Source organism: Streptomyces sp. NPDC058964 (genome assembly GCF_042741275.1).
GTDB lineage: Bacteria > Actinomycetota > Actinomycetes > Streptomycetales > Streptomycetaceae > Streptomyces.
This window is the reverse complement of the sequence record NZ_JBHYKH010000461.1, coordinates 1-3,051: the sequence shown is the minus strand read 5'-3', so window position 1 is coordinate 3,051 and position 3,051 is coordinate 1. Positions and strand designations below refer to the sequence as shown.

At 69.2% G+C, this 3,051-nt stretch carries 3 protein-coding genes; 1 reads left to right on the top strand and 2 read right to left on the bottom strand.

The features are described from left to right. Together ACFW2E_RS36960 and ACFW2E_RS36955 are read right to left on the bottom strand one after the other, a co-directional pair. Positions 1-172 (bottom strand): helix-turn-helix domain-containing protein (locus tag ACFW2E_RS36960; RefSeq protein WP_384473458.1); only part of this gene is annotated, 172 nt, incomplete at its 3' end. 335 nt (positions 173-507) lie between these two features. Further along, positions 508-2,106: an ABC-F family ATP-binding cassette domain-containing protein gene (locus ACFW2E_RS36955; RefSeq protein ID WP_384473440.1), complete on the bottom strand. Its 1,599-nt coding sequence runs from the start codon at positions 2,104-2,106 to the stop codon at positions 508-510. 223 nt (positions 2,107-2,329) lie between these two features. Between ACFW2E_RS36955 and ACFW2E_RS36950 the strand changes: the two genes are divergently transcribed. Further along, a partial coding sequence (locus ACFW2E_RS36950; RefSeq protein ID WP_384473437.1) for a neutral zinc metallopeptidase occupies positions 2,330-3,051 on the top strand: 722 nt, incomplete at its 3' end.

The following is a 3,051-nucleotide window of genomic DNA, read 5'->3' as shown; positions in this document are numbered from 1 at the left end:
GCGTCCCGCCCCACTCGCTGAGCATCCGGTGCCCCACGCCATACCAACGGCCGGTCTCCTCGGCCAGCGCCCGGATGCTCGCACCGGAGTCGTACTTCTTCTTCAGGTCTGCCGCGAGCTTGTCGCGCGCGGCGCCGGTCACCCGGCTGCCCTTCTTCAGAGTCTCGGCCACCCGTGCCTCCTCATGGGAAGTGCGCTCTGGTCCCCTCATGATCACCCCTCCGGGGCTTCATGGCCACCCATTCGGCAAGGTCTGTGGGACAAGGTTGTGACGACAGGAGCACATCCCCACAAGCGGAATCCATTCTTCCAATGTGTGGCACTCATACCGCCGAACGGGTTCTTTCGCGAAGTGCCAGGTCAGGGACGCGGCACGGCCGACCCCTTGTCGACAAAGGGATCGGCCGCGAAATCGATGTAGGACACACCCCGATACGAGGAGATCTCACACAGATGATGGATCACCGATGGGCCGAATGATCCATAGCCAGTGGATCACTCATTCGATCAAGCGAGGGCGACGAGATCCGCGTAGTCCGAACCCCACAGGTCCTCGACACCGTCCGGCAGCAGGATGATCCGCTCCGGCTGGAGCGCCTCGACCGCACCCTCGTCGTGCGTGACGAGGACGACCGCGCCCTTGTAGGTGCGCAGCGCGCCGAGGATCTCCTCGCGGCTGGCCGGGTCGAGGTTGTTGGTCGGCTCGTCGAGGAGCAGGACGTTCGCCGACGACACCACGAGCGTGGCCAGGGCGAGACGGGTCTTCTCACCGCCGGAGAGGACACCGGCCGGCTTGTCGACGTCGTCGCCGGAGAAGAGGAACGAGCCCAGCACCTTGCGGACCTCCACGAGGTCCATGTCGGGGGCGGCCGAGCGCATGTTCTCCAGGACCGTGCGGTCGGCGTCCAGCGTCTCGTGCTCCTGGGCGTAGTAGCCGAGCTTGAGGCCGTGGCCGGGGACGACCTCGCCGGTGTCGGGCTGCTCCACACCGCCGAGCAGACGCAGCAGGGTGGTCTTGCCGGCACCGTTGAGGCCGAGGATGACGACCCGGGACCCCTTGTCGATGGCCAGGTCGACGTCGGTGAAGATCTCCAGCGAGCCGTACGACTTCGACAGTCCCTCCGCCATCAGCGGGGTCTTGCCGCAGGGCGAGGGCTCGGGGAAGCGGAGCTTGGCGACCTTGTCGGACTGGCGGACCGCCTCCAGGCCGGAGAGCAGCTTGTCGGCGCGGCGCGCCATGTTCTGCGCGGCCACCGTCTTGGTGGCCTTGGCGCGCATCTTGTCGGCCTGCGCGTTGAGGGCGGCGGCCTTCTTCTCGGCGTTGGCGCGCTCCCTCTTGCGGCGCTTCTCGTCGGCCTCGCGCTGCTGCTGGTAGAGCTTCCAGCCCATGTTGTAGACGTCGATCTGGGACCGGTTGGCGTCCAGGTAGAACACCTTGTTCACGACGGTCTCGACCAGGTCGACGTCGTGGGAGATGACGATGAAGCCGCCGCGGTAGGTCTTCAGGTAGTCGCGCAGCCAGACGATCGAGTCCGCGTCCAGGTGGTTCGTCGGCTCGTCGAGCAGCAGCGTGTCCGCGTCGGAGAACAGGATCCGGGCCAGCTCGATACGGCGGCGCTGACCGCCGGAGAGCGTGTGCAGGGGCTGGCCGAGCACCCGGTCGGGCAGGTTGAGCGCGGCCGCGATGGTGGCGGCCTCGGCCTCGGCGGCGTACCCGCCCTTGGTGAGGAACTCGGTCTCCTGGCGCTCGTACTGCTTGAGGGCCTTCTCCCGGGTCGCGCCCTGGCCGTTCGCGATGCGCTGCTCGTTCTCGCGCATCTTGCGGATCAGCACGTCCAGGCCGCGCGCGGAGAGGACACGGTCACGGGCGAGGACGTCGAGGTCGCCGGTGCGCGGGTCCTGCGGCAGGTAGCCGACCTCGCCGGAGCGGGCCACGGTGCCCGCGGCGGGGATGCCCTCACCGGCCAGCACCTTGGTGAGGGTGGTCTTGCCGGCGCCGTTGCGGCCGACGAGACCGATGCGGTCGCCCTTGGCGATCCGGAAGGTGGCGTTCTCGATGAGGATGCGGGCACCGGCGCGCAGCTCGATACCGGAGGCGGAGATCACGGACAGACTCCAGGGCGTACTGGGATTGGCGGGTGGGCGGCTGAGGACGTTCCCGCCGTCTAATGCGCGAGGAGAATGGCCATGGGCCAAGTCTAACGGGGCGATGCAAGCGCTTTTTCTGCGTGCGCTTGTTCGAGCCGCCCGGGCCCCGTTCGCACGGCGCCGGGCGGGAGGTGAGGATGGCCGAGGGACCAGGGGGCGACGCGAGCAGAGGCGGTACGCCATGCAGTTCGACGACGACGCGGACCTGGACACCTCCGAGGTACAGGATGTGCGCGGCAGCCGGATCCCGGGCGGGCGGGCGACCGTGGGCGGCGGCATCGCGGGACTGATCGCACTGCTCCTCGGGCTCTTCTTCGGCGTCGGACCCGACCAGCTCGGCCTGTCCTCCGGCGATGCGCCCGCACCCGCCTCCTCCTCGCTGGCACAGGTGCAGCAGACCTGCCGCACCGGACGGGACGCGAACACCAGGGACGACTGCCGCGTCGTGGCGGTGGTCAACAGCGTGCAGGACTTCTGGGCGCAGGAGTTCCGGCGGCGCGGAGGGACGTACACGGCGTCCCCGACGGTCGTCTTCAGCGAGCGGGTCGGCACCGCGTGCGGGACGGCGACCGCGGCGGTGGGTCCGTTCTACTGTCCCGGGGACCGGAAGGTCTATCTGGATCTCGGGTTCTTCGACGAGCTGCGGGACAGGTTCGGCGCGGGCGGCGGGGCGTTCGCGCAGGCCTACGTGGTGGCACACGAGTACGGGCACCGCGTGCAGGACCTGATGGGCACCCTGGGCCGGTCCCGGGACGGGCTGACGGGCGCGAACAGCAACTCGGTGCGCACGGAGCTGCAGGCCGACTGCTACGCCGGTGTGTGGGCGCGCCACGCCACCACGACGAGGGACGCGTCGACCGGCCGGCCGCTGATCACCAGCCACACGACCGCCGACGTCCAGGA